The sequence below is a fragment of the Pseudoxanthobacter soli DSM 19599 genome, from assembly GCF_900148505.1.
Taxonomy (GTDB): Bacteria; Pseudomonadota; Alphaproteobacteria; order Rhizobiales; family Segnochrobactraceae; genus Pseudoxanthobacter; species Pseudoxanthobacter soli.
The window spans coordinates 396,472-416,461 of the sequence record NZ_FRXO01000004.1 but is presented as its reverse complement, the minus strand read 5'-3'; the positions used below and the strand labels follow the sequence as shown (position 1 = coordinate 416,461).

The 19,990-nt window shown below is 65.9% G+C and carries 11 protein-coding genes; 5 read left to right on the top strand and 6 right to left on the bottom strand.

Annotated features, from left to right (window positions below; translation table 11 throughout):
- The first annotated feature begins 179 nt into the window (after nucleotides 1–179).
- The 3 genes from BUF17_RS12025 to BUF17_RS23385 all read left to right on the top strand — a co-directional run bounded on the left by BUF17_RS12025 (nucleotide 180) and on the right by BUF17_RS23385 (nucleotide 11,835).
- On the top strand, nucleotides 180–1,580 hold the full coding sequence (locus BUF17_RS12025) for a peptidoglycan DD-metalloendopeptidase family protein (RefSeq protein WP_244530860.1): 1,401 nt from the start codon (nucleotides 180–182) through the stop codon (nucleotides 1,578–1,580).
- Nucleotides 1,581–1,673: 93 nt separating this feature from the next.
- Nucleotides 1,674–2,279, top strand: a complete 606-nt coding sequence (locus BUF17_RS22550; RefSeq protein WP_073628900.1) for a sulfotransferase family 2 domain-containing protein — start codon at nucleotides 1,674–1,676, stop codon at nucleotides 2,277–2,279.
- 544 nt (nucleotides 2,280–2,823) lie between these two features.
- A complete protein-coding gene (locus tag BUF17_RS23385) occupies nucleotides 2,824–11,835 on the top strand; it encodes an autotransporter outer membrane beta-barrel domain-containing protein (protein WP_073629310.1) in 9,012 nt (3,003 codons plus the stop codon).
- Between the two features lie 92 nt (nucleotides 11,836–11,927).
- Here the strand turns inward: BUF17_RS23385 and BUF17_RS12010 are convergent, their stop codons facing one another.
- The 6 genes from BUF17_RS12010 to BUF17_RS11985 all read right to left on the bottom strand — a co-directional run bounded on the left by BUF17_RS12010 (nucleotide 11,928) and on the right by BUF17_RS11985 (nucleotide 17,544).
- Nucleotides 11,928–12,320 (bottom strand): acyl-CoA thioesterase, encoded by a 393-nt coding sequence (locus tag BUF17_RS12010; protein WP_073628898.1) that lies wholly within the window; start codon nucleotides 12,318–12,320, stop codon nucleotides 11,928–11,930.
- Nucleotides 12,321–12,442: 122 nt separating this feature from the next.
- Nucleotides 12,443–13,501, bottom strand: a complete 1,059-nt coding sequence (locus BUF17_RS12005) for a LacI family DNA-binding transcriptional regulator (protein ID WP_073628896.1) — start codon at nucleotides 13,499–13,501, stop codon at nucleotides 12,443–12,445.
- A 40-nt stretch (nucleotides 13,502–13,541) separates the two neighbouring features.
- Complete coding sequence (locus BUF17_RS12000) at nucleotides 13,542–13,823, bottom strand: hypothetical protein (protein ID WP_073629308.1); 282 nt, start codon at nucleotides 13,821–13,823, stop codon at nucleotides 13,542–13,544.
- Between the two features lie 48 nt (nucleotides 13,824–13,871).
- Nucleotides 13,872–15,158, bottom strand: coding sequence for an MFS transporter (locus BUF17_RS11995; protein ID WP_244530859.1), 1,287 nt, complete (start codon nucleotides 15,156–15,158; stop codon nucleotides 13,872–13,874).
- A gap of 308 nt (nucleotides 15,159–15,466) precedes the next feature.
- Nucleotides 15,467–17,089, bottom strand: coding sequence for a GMC family oxidoreductase (locus BUF17_RS11990; RefSeq protein ID WP_073629306.1), 1,623 nt, complete (start codon nucleotides 17,087–17,089; stop codon nucleotides 15,467–15,469).
- Between the two features lie 5 nt (nucleotides 17,090–17,094).
- Entirely contained in the window at nucleotides 17,095–17,544 is a 450-nt protein-coding gene (locus BUF17_RS11985; RefSeq protein WP_073628892.1) for a MaoC family dehydratase, read from the bottom strand.
- A gap of 383 nt (nucleotides 17,545–17,927) precedes the next feature.
- Between BUF17_RS11985 and BUF17_RS11980 the strand changes: the two genes are divergently transcribed.
- Both BUF17_RS11980 and BUF17_RS11975 read left to right on the top strand, forming a co-directional pair.
- Nucleotides 17,928–19,142, top strand: coding sequence for a CaiB/BaiF CoA transferase family protein (locus BUF17_RS11980; RefSeq protein ID WP_073628890.1), 1,215 nt, complete (start codon nucleotides 17,928–17,930; stop codon nucleotides 19,140–19,142).
- Nucleotides 19,142–19,960 (top strand): 3-ketoacyl-ACP reductase, encoded by an 819-nt coding sequence (locus BUF17_RS11975; RefSeq protein WP_073628888.1) that lies wholly within the window; start codon nucleotides 19,142–19,144, stop codon nucleotides 19,958–19,960. The genes BUF17_RS11980 and BUF17_RS11975 overlap by 1 nt, the downstream gene beginning before the upstream one ends.
- Nucleotides 19,961–19,990 lie beyond the last annotated feature (30 nt).

Genomic DNA, 19,990 nt, shown 5'->3' with positions numbered 1-19,990 from the left:
GCCACGCCGGCCGTTTCTTTTTCAGCGCGTTGCCGCCGATCCGCCGCCACCTTTCCGCCCGAAAATGGCGCCTGTTGTCCGCGAATTAAGCCTTCATAAACGCTGTCCCGGTCTACTGGCGTTAACGATGACGTGCGAGTCGGGTGAGGGCGATGCCATACGCTGATTGGAGTTACCCGTTGGGTTCCCGTTTCTCGTCGCGACGCCGTTCTCCTCTGATGCTGATGGCCGGTGTCGCGCTGGCTTCGCTGAGTCTCGCCGGTTGCGGTGACATCACCCGGTTCGGCGATGCGCCGCTGTTCACAGCGTCGACGCCCAATCAGCAGCAGATTTACGGAGCGGCCTCCGCCGAGCGGGATTATGCGATGTCGCCGACCGGCGGCGGACCGGCGGCGCCCGTCGCACCGGTGCAGACCGCGGCTGTGACGTCGACGGCGCTGCCGCCGCCCCCGGCCGCAGCCGGCAGCTACGGCATGGCGTCGGCCAACCCGGCCCCGCTGCCGCCGCCCACGCCGGCCGCCGGGGCTGCCGCCAGCTATCAGGGCTGGAGCGCGGCCAACGGCACGCCGGTCACCGCCGGTGCCGGTGATACGGCCGCTTCGCTGTCGCAGCGCTACGGCGTGCCGGCCGAGGCGATCATGGCCGTCAACGGCATTCCGGATCGGATGACGCCGCTGACCGGCCGCCGCGTCGTGATTCCCACCTTCGGTGGATCGGCAGCCCCTGCGGCTCAGGTCGCCGCCGCTCCCGCCGCCACGCTGACCGGCGCGGGTGCCGCCGGCACCCATCAGGTCACCTCGGGCGAGACGCTCTACTCCGTCGCCCGCAAATACCAGGTGACGCCGACGGCGCTCGCCGCCGCGAACGGCCTGACTACGTCGACCCAGATCAAGATCGGTGAGGTCTTGCGTATCCCGGCCGGCGGTTCTGCAGTTCCGGCGACCGAGGTTGCTGCGATCCAGCCGCAGGCTGCCGATCCGTCGGCCCGTCCTGCGACGGATGCCACCGCGGCCGGTGCGCCGCCGTCGACGCTCGGCGATGCCGCGGCGAAGCTCGATGGTGCGGCTCCGGCCTCGCCCGCCGCTCCGGCGGCGGAGGGCGGCACGCAGGTTGCCTCGCTTCCGTCGGCCGCCGGTTCAGGCATGGCGGCGACCGATGGTGCTGCCGCGGCGACAGAGCCGTCCGAGGAAGACGTCGGCGGCTCCGGTTTCCGTTGGCCCGTTCGCGGTCGGATCGTGTCCGGCTTTGGCAAGAAGGGCAGCGGCGAACAGAACGACGGCATCAACATCGCGGTGCCCGAAGGCACGCCGGTGAAGGCGGCCGAAGCCGGAACCGTGATCTATGCCGGTAACGAACTCACCGGCTTCGGCAATCTCGTGCTGATCCGCCACGAAGGCGGGTGGGTGACGGCCTACGCGCACAACAAGGACCTCCTTGTGAAGCGCGGCGATCAGGTGAAGCGCGGTCAGGTCATCGCCAATGCCGGCGCGACGGGGTCCGTAACCCAGCCGCAGGTCCACTTCGAGTTGCGCAAGGGCTCGCAGCCGGTCGATCCGCTACCGCATCTCGCCGGCGCCTGATCGACATATCTGGGTTGACGAAAACGCCCGTCGGGTTTTGCCCCGGCGGGCGTTTTCATTTTGGGTCTGTTTATACCCAGAAAGCGAGGTGGAATGATCTGTCACGATCTGAAGTGCATATTTGTCCATATTCCGCGGTGTGCCGGCACGAGCATCGAGAAATGGATCGTTGGGGAAGACTATTGGTTCATTGACAGTAGTTCAAAGCACATAATTGCAAGTCAGGCAAAATCATTGTATTCTGAGTATTGGGATTCGTATTTCAAATTTTCTATTGTGAGAAATCCGTTTGATCGCGTGCGGTCGTGCCTGAAGTACAAAGATCATTTCGGAATTGAACTGAATTCAAGTGGAGATATCGATTTCGCCCGTTATCGAGAAATTTTCGGCCGAGACATTGTCGTAGAGCATGACCACCGATTCCATAATCGGGATGAACTAATCTCCGACCGCCATCTGCCAGGACAGGTTTATGGCAATATTCTCGATGAAGATCTGGATTTCGTTGCGAGATTCGAGAATATTGAAGAGGATATGAGATATGTGCAGTCGACTCTCGGCATGAAGGAGAAATTCGAAATTCACGTTGAGGCCTCGCCAAGTGGGTCTCGAAAGATGCTGACAAGGCGAGATATAGAAGCGGTATCGAATATGTATGCGAAGGATTTCGATGCTTTTTCGTATGATAAAGGAACGTGATCTTTTTTCGAGATCGCATCTACATCCACGGCGGTCATATACAGAGGACATTCTGAATATTCGAGATCCGCAATCTTATTTCACAAGACCGGGAGCATGCTCGGCGGCAGCGGAGCCCCATGAGTTGCCTGCCTTGAGCGGCTTCCCGGTCTCAGTCAGAGACCAGGTTCATAAGCAGGGTCAGCTCAGCGCGCGATGCAGCCGATCACCGTGATGCCGGACGCTGCTTCGACCATCGGATTATTCAGAATGTACATTTCAGGAATATGACGCTCCGCGTTCCAGCGCGCCTTCCGATTTCCAAGTCGCCGCGCTGCGGCTAATTTTGATCGCATCACCGGCTACACGTTGTGTCTCGTGGACGCCCCTCGCACACGCCTCTAGGCTTTGATCTGGAAGGTTCGGGGCGAGCCTTCCAGCGATCTGTTGCACGTGTTGTCGGATCTAGGGGGCGGTTATGCAGCTTGGTCTCGCGGGGGCGTTCCGTCTGCATTCGCATGCCGGACGCAGGCGCACCGTTCTGCTCGCGGGGGTGTGCTTCTGCATGCCATTCGCCAGTGTGGGTGACAGCGCCTTCGCGCAGTCGAGCACCGCACCCGCAATAGGCAGCTCGGTCTACTACAGCAACAAGACTTCGCAGCCGACAGCGGGAAGCGGGCAGAATTCGCCGGACTGCTTCTATCCGCCCTATCCAGGCGACAATGCCGATAACGCCTCCAGCATAAATGCTTCAACCGATACCGGTACTCTGCAGCCGACGTCATCGGATCAGTATAATGGTACGTTTGTTGTCTCATCCTCCACTGGCGGCAACGGTGGGGCCGGCGGAAGCGGAGGTAGTTGCTATGGTGGCGACCCTGGGGGCAACGGTGGTAACGGTGCCAGTGTCAACATATCGACGTTCCTCATCGAGCAGAGCAGCCACTATTACTATTTCACCGACAGTGCGATCGTCGTCTACTCGCAGGGCGGGGCGGGAGGAAACGGTGGCGGCACATCGAACGTCAGCTTCGACGGCGGTGGCGGCGGCAATGGTGGCAACGCGGGTGATGTCACGCTCAACAACGCGGTTCCGATCGTCACCACGGGCGTCAACGCCTATGGCATCTTCGCGCAGAGCATCGGCGGCCAGGGTGGCAACGGCGGCAATGAGAACAGCCCGATCAGCAGCGGCAACGGCGGACAGGCCGGGCTTGGCGGCACGGGCGGCAGCGTCAATGTCGTCAACGTAGCCGATATAAGCTCCTCGCAAGGCATTGCCATCTTTGCCCAGTCGATCGGTGGCAACGGCGGCGGTGGCGGGTCGACCGATGCCTTCTTCGGGGGGCTGAGCGGTGGCGGTGGCTATGGCGGCGATGCCGGGGCTGTCTACGTCAAGAACGGCGATAATCTCACCACCTATGGCGCCGGTGGATACGGCATTTATGCCCAGTCGGTCGGCGGCGGCGGCGGCAATGCGGGCGTTGCCGCCGGACTCGTCGCCCTCGGCGGCGCCGGCGGTCCGGCCGGCACGTCTGGCACGGTCTTCGTCTACAATGTGAGCGGCTCGATCACCTCCGGCGGGGCATCGGCGCCCGGCATCTTCGCCCAGTCGGTGGGCGGTGCCGGCGGCAGCGGCGGCATGGCGTTCAGCGGCGCTCCGAATTTCGCCGTCGCCATCGGCGGATCCGGCGGCGATGGCGGGGCCGGCCAGCAGGTGCTCGTCAACAATCTCGGCGTCATCTGCACCGGCGGCTGCGGAAGCACGGCGCCAGCACAGAGCGCGGGCGGCGGTTTCGGCATTCTCGCGCAGTCGATCGGCGGCGGCGGCGGGCACGGCGGCTTCGGGCTTTCGGGCACGGCTTCGGCCGTGGCGGGCGTTTCGTTCGCCATCGGCGGCAGTGGCGGCGGGGGCGGCGCAGGCGACAGCGTCGTCGTGGGAACCGCGAACTCGATCTCGACCACGGAAATCAACTCGGCCGGCATTCTCGCGCAATCCATCGGCGGCGGCGGCGGAACCGGAGGCGGCACACTCGCATTCTCGGTGTCCGGCTCGGCCGGTGCTTCGATCACCCACGGCGGCACCGGCGGCTACGGCGGGGCGGGCGGCGCGGTGGGCACCAACTGCAACAGCTACACCGGCAATGCGGGCGTCGATGGCGCCTGCGCCGCGCTCACCTTCAATTCCAGCTATGTCGACATCCCTCAATCCGTCTCCGGGGCTCTGATCTCGACCCTCGGTCAGGGATCGCCCGGCATCGCCGCACAATCCATCGGCGGCGGCGGCGGCGCAGGCGGCTACGCGGTCTCACTGTCCGCGAGCGGCGCGGCGGGCTTCTCGTTCGCCTTCGGCGGCACCGGCGGTTCGGGCGGCGCGGGCAGCGCAGTCTATGGCGGTACGAACGGTATCAAGATCACCACCCAGGGCGCGGATTCCCCCGGCCTTATCGCGCAGTCCATCGGCGGCGGCGGCGGCGCGGGCGGCGCCACTATTACCGGCACGCTCGCCTCGACAGCCTCGTTCAATCTCGGTGTCGGCGGCAGCGGCGCCAGCGGAGGAAGCGCTGGCCCCGTCGTCGTCGACAATCCGGGGGGTGTCATCACCACCTCCGGCGCGCGGTCCTACGGCCTTGTCGCCCAGTCCGTCGGCGGCGGCGGCGGCAATGGCGGCTCGACGGTGTCTGCAAGCGACAGCGGCAACGTCTCGGCCATTCTGGCGGTGGGCGGCACCGGTGGCGGGGGCGGCAGCGGCGGCGCTGTGACCGTTTTCAGTCAGAACCAGAGCACGAACAGCGGCTACGGCGCGGCTACGATCACCACGTCCGGCTATGGCGCTGGTGCCATCGTCGCACAGTCGATCGGGGGTGGCGGCGGTACTGGCGGCTACGACACCAGCGCCTCCATTGCACTCAACGGTTCGGTCGGCGCGACGATCGGCGGCGCCGGCGGAAGCGGCAATACCGCCGGCAACGTGACGGTGGAGAACGAGGGCACGCTCACGGCGACCGGCGGCGGCGCGGCGGTGCTTCTCGCCCAGTCCATCGGCGGTGGAGGCGGTGCCGGCGGGTTCAGCACGGCCGGCAACATCTCCGGTCCGGCCGCTTTCAACCTCATCGTCGGCGGCGCGGCCGGTGCCGGCGCTTCTGCCAGCGCCGTCAGCGTCACGACCAGCGGCAGCATCACCGGTGGCGTGGCAGGAAGCGTGATGGCGAGCAACGCACCCGGCGTGCTGGCGCAATCGATTGGCGGCGGTGGCGGCAGCGGGGGCTTTGCCGCCGGAGGCAGCATGGCCGGCGGCGGCGACGCCACCCTCGCCCTCGGTGGCGGCGGGGGCGCGGGCGGCGCCGCCGGCGGCGTCACCGTCACGTTCGATGGCGCTGCCGGAGTGTCCGTCTATGGCAGTCTGTCGCCCGGCATCGTCGCTCAGAGCCTTGGCGGGCAGGGCGGCAATGCCGGCTTCGCGGTCGCCGGCGGGCTCGGCGCTTCTCTCAGTGCTGGCGTCACCCTCGGTGGCAATGGCGGAAATGGCGGAACGGCGGCAGGCGCAACGGTGACCGCCGGTAACGTCACATCCTATGGCGGCAACCAGTCCGCTGGCATCGTCGCGCAGGCGATTGGCGGCAGCGGCGGCAGCGGCGGCTGGGATTTTGCGGGCAGCCTCGGCGGTGCGGCGGCTGCGCCGGTCGCGGTCGGCGGCGCCGGTGGCATCGGCGGCAAGGTGCTCGGCGAGGTCCTGGTGATGGCGAATGGCCCGGTTGCAACCGCTGGCTTACTGTCTCCCGGTATCATCGCACAGTCGATCGGCGGCAGCGGCGGCAATGGCGGGTTCAGCGCGTCCGCCGCCGGATCGCTGATCATGGCCGCCGATGTCGCCATCGGCGGCACCGGCGCATCTGGCGGCGCTGGCGGGGCCGTCACCGTCGCCACCACATCGCAGATCACGACGGCGCAGTCCCAGTCCATCGGCATCCTCGCGCAGTCGATCGGCGGTGGCGGTGGCAACGGCGGCATGGCGCTCGCGGGCGCCGTATCGAGCGGGGCCGGAGAAGAGGCCGATGTCTCGGTCGGCGGCGGCGGAACGAGCGGCGGGCAGGGCGGCACGGCGAGCAATGGCAGTACTGTTGGGGTGACCGCCGCCGGCGTCAGCACCCTCGGCTATCTCTCGCCGGCCATCCTTGCCCAGTCCATCGGCGGCAGCGGCGGCAACGGTGGCTCCAGCCGGTCCTTCAGCCTGTCCGGATCTTCTCTCACCTCTGCGGATGGCGCGGCAGCTTCCGTCGCCATCGGCGGCTCTGGCGGCTCCGGTGGCGCCGGAGGCTCGGTGACCGTCGTTCAGAGCGGAGCCGTGCAGACGGGCAACGCCTCCGTCGGCAACGATCTCTCGGCCGGCATCGTGGCCCAGTCGATCGGCGGCAACGGGGGCAGCGGCGGAGCGGCCGATGCGAATGCCATCGCCAGCACGGCGGCCGCCTCTCTCGCCATCGGCGGGTCGGGCGCAGCGGGCGGAGCCGGCGGAGCCGTCACCGTCTCCAGCAACACGGGCCTGACGACGGGCGGCATACTGACCTACGGTGTCTATTCGCCGGCGATTCTGGCCCAGTCCGTGGGCGGGGGTGGCGGCAGCGGTGGCACAGCGCAGACCACGTCGTCGAGCAATCAATATGGCGCCGGTGTCGCGGTCGGCGGTTGGGGCGATGGCGGCGGCGGAGGCGGCGCCGTGCAGGTGCAGCCCGGCGGCACGCTCACGACCTATGGCGCGAATTCGGCAGCGATTTTCGCCCAATCCGTCGGTGGCGGCGGCGGCAACGGCGGTGCGGCGACGACCAACACCGCGAGCGGCCAGGGGAGTGAACTCCAGGGCGGCGTAACCTCGGTGGCTGGCGCCGGCGCAGCTCAGGTCGCGACCAATGTCAGTTCTGCCCTGTCCTCCTTCAGCTCCTCGTCGTCGCAATCCAACACCGCCAAATCCGACCAGCCGGCGAACGGCATTTCCGCATCCCTCGCCATCGGCGGCAACGCCGGGCAGGGGGGCGCAGGCGGCTCCGTCACAGTCAAGTCCACGGCCGGAATCACCACCTCCGGCCTGCTCGCAAACGGCATCTTTGCCCAGTCGGTCGGCGGCGGCGGCGGCAACGGCGGCGTGTCGACGTCGAACGCCGACGGCAGTTCCTATGCGGCTTCGCTCAGCATCGGCGGCGGGGCCGGGGCGGCCGGCATCGGCGGCGCGGTTTCCGTCAACTCGGGCGGCAGCATCCAGACCCTCGGCCTGCAGTCGGCCGGCATCTTCGCCCAGTCGGTCGGCGGCAGCGGCGGCAACGGCGGATCGGCATCGTCGGCGGCAACCGGCGGGCAGGCGGCCGTCAGCTTCAGCCTTGGCGCGAACGGCGCTGCCGGGGCCACAGGTGGCGGCGTCACCGTCTCGTCGGGCAGCACATCCACTACGACCTATATCAACACGGTAAGCGCGGGCTCGGCTGCAATCTTCGCGCAGTCTGTCGGCGGCGGCGGCGGCAATGGCGGCTCCACTTCTACCGCGGCAAGCGCGCCGGGCGCGTCGGGTGGCGGGTCCACTTCGTCCTCGACCGGGACTGTCAGTGGCAGCGCCAGCGGAAGCTCCAATGCCTCGGCGGCCGGTCAGAGCGGCGGCAGCAGCGCCAGCCAGGCCGGCTCCAGCGGCGGAAATGCGCTGGCGATGGCCATCGGCGGCACCGGAGGAACGGGCGGCGACGGTGGCACGGTCGGCGTCACCAACTATTCCGGCCTTTTCACCGGCTTCGGTGTCAACGGAGCGTCCGGGCCGGCGAACCCCGCGGACAATGCCCCCGCGCTGTTTGCGCAATCGGTCGGCGGCGGCGGCGGCAACGGCGGTTCGAGCACGTCCAACGCATCGGGAAGCTCGCACACCCTCTCGCTCGCTCTCGGCGGCTCGGGCGGCAGCGGCGGCAACGGCGGGACGGTGACGGTCTCCACGCCGGCGACCCTCTGGACCACCGGCAACAATTCGAGCGCCCTCGTTGCGCAGTCGGTCGGCGGCGGCGGCGGCAACGGCGGCGCTTCGTCCACCACGGATTCGTCCGGCGGCACGATGTCCGTCGCCATGGGGCTCGGCGGAAGCGGCTCCGGTGGCGGCGACGGCAAGGCGGTGACGGTCAACGTCGCAACTCAGATCGGTGTCCTGAACTACTATGGCATCGTCACATCGGGCATCAACGCCCACGGCATCGTTGCGCAATCTGTCGGCGGGGGCGGCGGCAGCGGCGGCGCGGTCGTAGCCGCGGCAACGGGCGCGAACGACACCGGCGGCAGCAGCACGTCCACCTCCGCATCCGGCTCGGGTTCGTCGAGTTCGGCCAGCAACGCCGTGGCCGTGGCCGTCGGTCTTGGCGGAACGGGCGGCGGCGGCGGCGGTGGCGGCGCCGTCAAGGTGACGACCGCCTACTCCCCCGTGACAACGACGGGTGCGCAGTCGTTCGGTATTTTCGCCCAGTCGGTCGGCGGCGGCGGTGGCACCGGCGGCGTCAGCACCACGAACGCCAGCAATGGCACCTACGCCCTCAGCTTCGGTCTCGGTGGCTCCGGCAGCACGGGCGGCAGCGGGGGCTCCGTCCTCCTCGAACTCGGCAGCAACATCAGCACCGCGGGCCTTCAATCGTACGGTATCCTCGCCCAGTCACTCGGAGGTGGCGGCGGCGTGGCCGGAGCCTCCAATGCTACTGCGGCTGATGGGGGTATCGTCTCCATCGGGATGGCTCTCGGCGGCTCCGGCGGAACCGGCCAGTCTGGCGGCGAGGTCACGGTCACGACGACCGGTTCCCTTGCCACGCAGGGCGACGGCGCCGTCGGGCTTATCGCGCAGTCGCTCGGCGGCGGCGGCGGCATCGGCACCGCATCCGCTCTGAGCGGGACCAACGGCTCCGTGTCCGGAACGCTGACGCTCGGCGGCACGGCGGCTGCCGGAGGTGGTGGAGCGGCGGTCTCAGTGGCGACCTCGCAGATCCACACGACCGGTAACGCCGCATCCGCCATCCTCGCCCAGTCCATCGGTGGTGGTGGTGGTCTTGCCGCGATCCTCGCAGGCACAGCCACACAGACGGGAACGGCAGTTCTCGGTGGCGCATCGTCCGGTGGCGGCAACAGTGTCGTCGTCTCCGTCGACGGGTCGATCACCACAAGCGGGGCCCTCAGCTTCGGCATCGCAGCCCAGTCGATCGGCGGTGGCGGCGGCGTCAGCCTCAGCAACGCGGACACGCTGACGTTCGGCGGAGCCGGTGGCGGCGGTGGTGGCGTTGTCACGGTTACGACTGGGTCGACCGTGAGCACGACCGGGACGTCCGCCATTGGTATCCTCGCTCAAAGCATCGGCGGTGGCGGCGGCGCTGCCTCGGGTGCGGGAACCGTCGTGTTCACCGGCCCAGCGAGCACGGACGCGTCTTCAGGCGGTCAGATCCAGGTGACGGTCGGCGGCGCGATCACGACATCGGGAACCAATGCGGTCGGCGTACTGGCACAGTCGGTTGGCGGCGGCGGTGGCGTTGCGCTTTCGACCGGGGGTGCCCTGTCGACATCTGGCGCTGGTGCCGGCAACGGCAGTGGCGGCAACGTGACGGTCGACGTCGATGCGGCCGTCTCCACGACGGGAACGGCATCGGACGGCATCGTCGCCCAGTCGGTGGGCGGCGGCGGTGGGGTGCTGCTCGACTCTTCCGGCGTCACGCTCGTTGCCGGTAACGGCGGCGTTGGCAAGGTCGTCGTCAGCGTAGCCAAACAGATTCCGGTCACCGCGACGGGCGCATTCTCCAACGGCATCAATATGCAGGGCGACGGCGACCCGATCGTCAACATCGCCGCAGGCGCTTCGGTTATCGGCGGTGCCGGTGGTACGGCAATCACCAGCCAGGGCGTCGAGAACGTCATCAACAACTATGGCAGCCTCTCCACGGTCGATGGTGCCGCCGGTTTGGCAGTGCGCACGCGCGGCGGCTACACGGCGCTCGTCAACGGAGGGGTGCTTCAGGGCGACGTGTCGTTCTCGCCCGGGACGAACAACCTGTTCGACAATCTCACGTCGGGAACGGTCCTCGCCGGGCCGTCACTCGATGTCGGCGGCGCGGGAAGCCTGCTGCGGAATTCCGGCTGGCTGGGTGTGGCCTCGTCCGCACTCGGCACGACGACCGTGAATGGCGATTTCACGCAGACCGGCTCCGGCGTTCTCGCCGTGCGTTCCGATCAGGTCACCGGGACCTCCGATCAGTTCGCCGTGACCGGCATCGCCCAGCTTTCCGGGCGTGTGCAGCCGACGCTTTATCAGCCTGGGAGAGCGTGGCCGGGCTCGTTCTCCACCACGCTCCTCAGCGCCTCCGGTGGTCTGTCCGTCGACGGTCTCGTCGTGCTCGGCGACACCGCGATCCTCGATTTCGGTGTCCGGCGGGACGGCGATGCCTTGAAGCTCGACACGGCGATCAACTTCACGCCCGCGGGTCTCAGCAGCAGCGGTACCCAGGTCGGCGTGGCGATCGGCGGAGTGCAGACGCGCGGCTCGTCGCCGCTGTTCGAGACCATCGTGCCAATCCTGCTCGATGTTCCGACGGTCGGTATGCTCGAACATGCCTATCAGGTGGTCGGGGGCGGATCGGTCTCGCTGGCACCGACGGGCATGATCAACGCAGCAGAGGTGTCTTTCGCCACCATCACAGACCGGCTTGACCGCCGCCGCACCGGCAGGACGCCGGACGGCAGCGTCAGCACCGCGGAGGGGCTCCTCTGGGCGACGCCGGTCGGAAACGCTACCAACGGCAGCGGTCTGTCCGGGTCGCTCGCAGGCGCCAGCGTCGGCATCGACGGGCAACTGACCTCGCTGCCCGTGCTGATCGGCGCTGCCGGTACCTACGCCTTCAGCACCCTGTCGGATTCGAGGTCCGGCTCGAGCAGCGATCTGAATTACGGCAGCCTCAGCGCCTATGCGGTCTACGGGGATGGACCGAGCTACGTCTCGGCGATCGGAAGTGTCGGCTACGGCCACTCCGATTTCGACCGCAACCTCTTCGGGATCGGCCTCGATCTCGCGGCCGGGACTCCACTCGACGGTCTCGTCGTCGGCGGCCGCATCGAGGCCGGATACAGGTTGCCCGTTGCCTCGCTGGGCGTGAACGTAACGCCCTTCGCCGCGTTCCAGCCGGTCGGCGTCTGGCTCGGCTCCGGCAACGAGAGCTTCGGCGCCTGGGGCGCCGGGCTGAACTATCACGCGCAATCCATCGTCTCGCTTCCGACCTATCTCGGCCTGCAGCTCGACAGCACGATCACGACCGGCGATGGCGGCGGCCGCTACACGCCCTTCCTGCGGGCGGCATGGATGCACGATTTCAGCCCGGACCGCGACGTCTCCCGCAGCTTTGCGGAGACGCCGGATGTCAGTTTCTCGGGCTCCGCCATTCCGACCGTCAGCAACGCGCTGGATCTTCATGCCGGTCTGGAGGTCGCGGGCGATTCGGGCGTCAGTTTTTCCGCCAGCTTCAATGCACAGATCGCCGACAGCTATTCCAGCTACGGCGCCAGCGGCAGCCTGCGCATCCGCTGGTAAGGTGCGGGGGCGGCGCGCCCCTCCTCATCGATCGCCGCGAGGGGCTCAGGCCGGCTGGAGCGGGCCGCTGTGCACGAACGATTCCGGCGTTTTCAGGCTGCTATGACGGCGCGGAATTGCGCCGGCCACGGGCGTGGGCGGTAGTCTTCCTTGCTGATGTGGACCAGCGTCAGTTTCGCCGAGAAGCGCGACTCGCCGTCGAGCGATGCTTCGACGCCAAGATCGACGCTGGTGTTTCCGAGGCGCCGCACCTCAAGACCGAGGTCGAGCTTTTCCCCAAGGCGGGTCGGCGCGCGGAAATCGACGGTGAGCGACACCACGGGAATGGCCGCGTTCATCGCGCCGTGGATCTCGGCGAATCCGATGCCGATGTGGTCGAACCAGTCCTCGACCGTCGCATTGATCATCTCGACATAGCGCGGATAGAAGACGATCCCTGCCGGATCACAATGCTGGAAGCGGATCAACTCCTGGCGATGAAACATCTCAATCCTCGGAATGGGTCCGGAGCCGCCATCCGTTGAACGGAGGCGTCGTCCTGAAAAAGGGGGGGGGGGCGTTCAATGGTTTGCTTCAAGCCCGCCATTCGGTGTGGTCAGCGCTTTCTCTAGGCAGGGCGGCCGGACGGACTGACCGGGCCGGTGCTGCCCCGCACGATCAGCCGGGTGGGCAACTCCGTCACGATCGCCGTCTCCTTCTTGTCGCCGAGGCGCAGCAGGGCTTCGGCGGTGGCCTCGCCCATTTCCCGTGCCGGCACGTCGAGGGTCGTCAGTTCGGGCGTGACCAGTTCCGCGATCTCGAGATTGTCGAAACCGACGACGGAGACCTCCCCAGGCACGGCGATACCGGCCTCGTGGCAGTACTTGATGGCACCAACCGCCAGGATGTCGCTGCCGCAGAACACGGTGGTCAGCCTTGGATAGGTCTGCATCAGCGAGCGCATGGCCGCACGGCCGTTCTCGATGTTGTAGCGCGACTCCACGACCACGATCTCCCGGCGGGAAATGCCGGCTCCGGTGAGTTCGGCCAGAAAACCGTCGCGCCTTTCGGTGGCGCGGTCATTGCCATGGGTGATGCCGGCGATCATGCCGAAGCGCTTGTGCCCGAGGTCCAGCAGAAAGCGGGCAACGGAGGCGCCGGCGTGGCGGTTGTCGAAGCCGACGGCCGCGTCGCTCGAACCGAGTTCGTTGGTGTAGGTGAACACCGGCGTAACGCCTGCCCGGCGCAGGTAGTCGACAGTCTCCGGATGATGTTCGATGCCGACGAGCACGATGGCCTCGACGCCACGTCCCACCAGCAATCGTGCCTGGATGCGTTCGCGTTCCAGATCGTAGTCGGATGTTGAAATGATCACCGCCTTGCCGTTGCGGGCGAGACGTTCCTGCAGCCCGCTCACCATCTTGGCGTAGATGGCGTGGTCCAAAGTCGGAATGATCACACCGACGAGGCTGGTGCTTTGTGAGCGCAGGGCTCGGGCGGCGTTGTTGGGCACGTAGCCGAGCTGTGCGGCGGCGGCGAGCACGCGCTCCCTTTCCATGGCGCCGACCGTAGAGTGTCCGTTGAGGACGCGCGAGGCTGTCGCGACGGAGCAGCCGGCACGCAGGGCGACATCCTTCAGCTTCACGACGCTTGCCTCGGCGGCCACTTCCCCGTCGATCTTGTTCATGTGCCCCTCCGCTCGCGCCCGGATTCCGGCAGCAGGTCCATCACCCGGAGAAGCCGCCATAAGGCTTCAGAGCGACGATGGTGATGTCCAGCATGTCGGCCTCGGCAAACGGCAGCGAACCGATCCGCTCGCGAACGCAGGCCTCGTCCGGAGCCTCGACGATCTGGCAGGCCCCGGTGCCGTCGGCCCGGTGCCAGATCTGCCGCGTGAACTGCTCCTTGTAGAGTTCGCGGGCGCGCGCAACCTCAGCATCGAATTTTTCCGCGAAAAGCGCCGGCGGAAAGCTCTCGGTCTTCCGTCTCGTCAGAACCAGGAACTGCATATGCACCTCGCCCATCAAGGATTGAAGTGGATGGGAAATCGTTTTCTATCAGATCGTGAAAGCGTGCGGAACCGTCGGTTGCGATTTTGGCGGCGGCTCTATCTCGCGACGAAACATGACGAAGAGAATAATGGCGATAGCGGCAATGCCGCCGCCAACCAGGTGGGACAGCGCAAATCCGCCTATCGTCGTCAGCCACCCGGCCACGCCGTTGCTCAGGGATGCGCCGATGCCCTGGACGGTCATGATGCTGGCAAGCCCCACATTGAAGCGACCGGTGCCCTTCAATATGCGCTCGACGGCCACGGGCGTGACGATGCCCAGAAGGCCCGCGCCGATACCATCCAGCATCTGCACCGGATAAACCACCCAGAACTGCTCGAAAGACGCGGCCAGCAGACCGCGTATGGGCAGGGCAATCAGCGCCATCAGAAATACCGCCGAAAGTCCGAACCGGCGGATGAGCCAGGGGGCCAGTGCTGCGACTAAGATCATGGCGAACTGGGCGACGCCGGTGATGATCGCCGTCGTCTTGAAGGGGGAATTCAGTTCGACGGCGAAATCCTGCGCGATCAGCCGCCCCATTGGGGCATTGCCGAAGTGGAAGATCAGCAAAATGATCGCCAGCAGGATCAGACCTTTCTCTTGAAAGAGGACATTGAAGCCGGAAGGGCCGGGTTCGCCCTCGTCTTCGGCCAGTCCGCGTGCCACCTTGTGGTCGATCCGGTTTGGATCGATGGCGGAGATCGCGATCAGCGTGCCGATAGCGGTGAAAATCATCAGACCGATGACGCCGGAGATATCGAAATAGGAGACCGCGACATAGGTGGCGAAGAGCGAGGCGAAGTTGCCGCCGTGGTTCCAGAACTCATTGCGGGCAATCTGCTTGGAGAACAGTCTTTCACCCACCAGTCCCAGCGTGAGACCTGCCAGCGCTGGCCCGACCACCGAACCGACGACCGCCGTCATGATCTGGCCGGTCCACACCACCGCTTCGTTGGTGAAGATGAGGGTGATCAGCGCACCGGCGGTGACCATGGCCACGGGGCCGGCAATCAAGGCACGCTTCCAGCTGGAACCATCGACCAGCGCGCCGCAAAGAGGAGTGACCGCCAGACCGACCAGACCGCCGACCGTTGCGATGAGGCCGAGCTGCATCGGCGACCACCCGTTGGTTGCCAGGAACGCGTCGAGGAACGGGCCAAGTCCATCGCGTGCATCGGCAAGAAAGAAGTTGAGTACGGCAAGCGCAATGAGCGTCTGGTCACGCAGGCCACTGATCGGTGGCTGACCGACGGGGCGCTGAGCGGGCCGGGAGGAGGTGATGGATGTCATCGTCATTGTTCAGGGAATGGAGAGAGGCGCGCCAAAAAACGCACGAAAATGTGATTGGTTGCTGTTCCCTATAACCAATAATGGCCGGAACTTTCATTAAGCGTGCTCGAATTGGATGAAGGCCGCTATCCCGCAATCGTCAAGGTTTACACATCTCAGTCAGATACCGACGTGATTTGGAATGAGATGGATATCTAGAGCGCTTTCCGATCTGACGGAATCGTCAGATCGACAAGAATTCGCTCCAGATTCGAAAGGTTGAGCATATCGTTGTCGTTCGGATCGGTTCGATCTGCACGGGATATGCTCTAGGCGGCGCCACGCTCCAGCCCGCGGTTGCCGAGGATCATGTCGGCCGCGCGTTCCGCGATCATGATCGTGGTGGCATTGGTGTTCCCCGATACGAGTTGGGGCATGACGGATGCATCCGAAATGCGCAGGCCGTCGACTCCGCGGACTCTCAAACCCGTGTCCACCACGGCGGCTTCGTCCTCGCCCATCCGGCAGGTGCAGGAGGGGTGATAGCCCGTGCGTGAGGCAGCCCTGACGAAAGCCTCAAGTTCGGCTTCGCTCTCGATCTCCGTCCCCGGATAGTGCTCTCGTGCGATGTGATGCTGCATGGCGGCCTGCGCCATGATCTTCCGGCCGAGCCTTACACTCGCGATGGTTCCCTCAAGGTCATCCGGGTGGTCGAGGAAGTTCGGATCGATGACCGGATGATCCGAGGGTTCCGCTGACCTGAGCGTTACGGAACCGCGCGATTTCGGCCGCACGAGATAGGCGTTGAGCGTGCAGCCTGCGCCCCCGGGCACATCGGGAATACCGGCCTCGACCCCCGCGCCTGCCAGGAAGTGGAACTGCACATCCGGAAGGCCTTCCCGCTGACCGCTCCACCAGAATGCCCCGGCCTCGACCACGTTCGAGGTGATCGGCCCGGAGCGGAACAGGCCGAACTGTATGCCCGCCCATGCCTGCCAGTGCAACTTCTTGTACTTGTCGTAACTGTTGGCGCGCAGCACCTCGTAGATCATGAAAATGTCGAGGTGATCCTGGAGGTTCCTGCCGACGTTGGGGCTGTCACGGACGACCTCGATGCCGTGGGCTTTCAGTTCCGCCGCCGGTCCGATGCCAGAGAGCATCAGCAGCTTCGGTGTTCCAATGGCGCCAGCCGTGAGGATTACCTCGCGCCGGGCCCGCACGGTGCGCCGGCCCCCCTTGGCATCGACCTCCACGCCCGCGGCGCGGCGGTTCTCGAACACCACGCGCCGTGCCTGCACGCTGGTGATGACACGCAGGTTCGGTCGATCGAGCGCGGGGCGAAGATAGCAGTTCGCTGTCGACGACCGTCGGCCCGCACGATTTGTGACCTGATAGAGGCCGCAACCCGCCTGTGTGCCGGAATTGAAGTCCTCATTCGGTTCGAGGCCGGCCTGCTGACAGGCCTGGAGCCAGGAATAGGACAGCGGATGAACATAGGCGGGGTCCGACACGAGCAGCGGGCCGTCGGTTCCATGCGTTTTGCCGGCGAGCCTCTGGTTGCCTTCCGCCCGCACGAAATAGGGCAGCACGTCCTGGTATCCCCAGCCGGTGCAGCCGTGGTCGTCCCGCCAGCCGTCAAAGTCCTGCGGGTTGCCGCGGATATAGATCTGCGCATTGATGGAACTGCCGCCGCCGATAACGCGTGCCTGCGTGTAGGGCGTGCGGATGTCGCCCTGGTGCTTTTGTGGTGCCGTCTCGTAGCCCCAGGAGAAGGCGGAGCCGGTTGTCTTGTAGTAGGTCACGGGCAGATGAATGTAGAGGCTGCGGTCCCGGTCGCCGGCCTCGAGCAGGATGACGCTGCACGCCGGATCGGCGCTAAGGCGGGCCGCGAGAGCGCACCCTGAACTGCCGCCGCCGACGATGACGAAATCAGCCTCGAGCACGTCCGCCATCGCCTTCACCGCCCGCCCTCGTTCCTGACCCACTTCAGAATGTGGGTCGCCGCTGCGACGGTTTCGCCGCGCTGGTTCGTCACGTCGATCGCCGCGTACGACCGCCGCTTGACCTCATCGATAGCGGTAATGCGATAGTCGACCGTGATGGTGTCTCCGAAGAACACGGGCCCTACGAAGCGCACCTTGTCGTAGCCAAGGGAAACCGGTGTCTCGCCCCGGCCGTGGCCGTCGTGGGAACGATCCACCATCAGGGTAGACGTCGTCGACATGAAGCCCATTACGAGAACCCCGTGGGCGATCCGCTGGCCGTAGGCGGACTTCTCCATCATCGCCTGATTGACGTGGACGGGTGCGAAGTCGCCGGTGATGCCAGCAAACAGGTAGACGTCCGATTCACTGACCGTCTTCGTGAAGGAGACGTGGTCTCCGACCGACACATAGAACGCGTCCAAGGCTTCCTCCCGCTGAGTTCGTCCGCGCTCATCGGAGGGGGACGACCGAATAGGAAAACGTTTTCCAATATCACTGGATGAGTGTCAATCGTCTGATGCGATCCGCCGGAGCTGCGACCCGGTGGACGTGTTTGCGGGGGCCTTAACGCCGCGGAAGTTATAAGATATTGAAATAAAAATATAAATCTTCAACAACACGACGCCCCTGCTGATTCGACTTGCGACCGGGCAGGGTGACGACGGAGTGCCAACAGCCGGAAAAGTGTGGCTTTGTTCGGCGCTGCAAATTTTCCGTTGACATCGGGATTGGGTTAAGAGAAAACGATTTCCGGAACGCGCCACCAAAAAGCGCCGAAAGCGACAGGTGAGGCGGGAGGAAATTCGTGCTTCTGAACGGGATTAAGGTCGTCAGCTTCTGCCACTTCCTTCAGGGGCCGGCTGGCGCGCAATATCTTGCCGACATGGGCGCCGACGTCATCAAGGTCGAGCCCGTTCTGGGCGCCCATGAACGGCATTGGTCGGGTGCCGACGTCTTCGTCGAGGGCATCAGCGGGTTCTATCTCTGTGCCAACCGCAACAAGCGCTCCATTGGCATCGACCTGAAGTCGAAGGGCGGTCGCGAGGTTGCGTCCCGCCTGATCACCGAAGCGGATGTCGTCATGGAAAACTTCCGCCCCGGAGTTTTCGCCCGGCTCGGTTTTACCGATGACGAACTGCGCCGGCTCAATCCGAAGCTCGTCTTCGCCTCCGCGAGCGGTTACGGCTCGACGGGGCCGATGGCGAACCGTCCCGGTCAGGACCTGCTGATGCAGGCCGCCTCGGGTCTCATCAGTGCGACCGGTTCCCCTCGCAACGGCAACGTGCCAGCCGGTGCGGCGATCGTCGACCAGCACGGCGGCGCCCTGTTCGCCATGGGCATCCTGGGCGCACTGCTGCGACGGGAGCGAGAGGGCAAGGGCACGCGCGTCGAGGCAAGCCTGATCAATTCGGCGATCGACCTTCAGACCGAGCCGCTGGTCAACTATTTCGCGGGCGCCGTCGAGCGCGAGCGGATGGACCGTGAACGCAACCTTGCCACCTGGTTCCACGCCGCGCCCTACGGCGTCTATCCGGCGAAGGACGGAGAGGTAGTCATCTCGCTCTGCAGCGACGAAGCGCTGGCGGATGCGCTCGAGAGCGACACCTTGCGCGCAATCGTCGGCATCGACCGCTACAAGGAACGCGATCTCGTCGCTCGTACGGTCCGGGAGGCGACCGCGCGCTTCACGATGGCGGAATTGTCGGAGCGTTTCGACCGCCACGGTATCTGGTACTCGCCGGTCAATACCTACGACGACCTGCTGGACCACCCGCAGCTGTCGCACATGAACGTGTTCCGCAAGATCACCGTGCGCGGACGAACCGTCCACCTGGTCAACCACCCGAACCGCTACGACGGGCAAGTGCCGGACGTGCGCGTTCTGGCGCTGGAGATCGGCGAGCACACCGCCGAGATCATGGGCGAACTCGGCTACTCGCCTGCCGAGACCGACAGGCTGATCGCCGCGGGTGCCGTCGCCTCGTCGCGTCACTTCGCGCAAGTCGATGAGGCCGTCTGATGCATGGGATCGCTGAGAACGGCATCGCGGACCTCCCTCCGCAGAACGTGAGGCGCGGCACTGCGCTCGTCACCGGCGGACGCCGCGGGATCGGCCGGGCGATCTGCCTCGCGCTCGCCCGCCGCGGGTTCGACATCGCCTTCGTCGACTGGGTCGAGGACGGCAATGTCGACGAGACCCTGTCGCTGCTCGCCACGACTGGGCGGAATGCGCGGTTCCTGCCGCTCGATATCTCCCTGACAAACCAGCACGAGGCCGTCATCGCACAGTTCGCCGATGAACTCGGGCCGATCAACTGCCTCGTCAACAATGCCGGGATCCAGGTTTCCGTGCGCGGGGACATGCTGGACGTGGACGAGGCGGAGTTCGACCGGCTGGTTGGGGTCAACCTGCGCGGCACGTTCTTCATGACACAAGCGGTCGCCCGCCGGATGATCGCCGCTCCCGCCGCCGGTTCCGAGCGCTCGATCATCACCATCACGTCGGCGAACGCACATCTCGTGTCGCCGGAGAAGGCGGCCTACTGCATTTCCAAGGCGGGTCTTTCCATGGCGATGCAGACCTTCGCCGTCCGGCTCGCAGAAGCGGGTGTCCGGGTACACGAGATCCGCCCCGGCCTGATCGAGACCGACATGACGGCGGAGGTCTACGACCGCTATTCCCCGGGCATCCGCAGCGGCGATCTCTGCGCCCTGCGGAGGTGGGGAGAGCCGGACGACATCGCCATGGCAATCGCGATGCTGGCAACTGGCGGCATGCCCTATAGCACCGGCGACATCTACAACATCGGCGGTGGCCTGCAGATCCCACGCCTTTGATTTTTTCGGCCGAGCAAGAAAACGATTTCT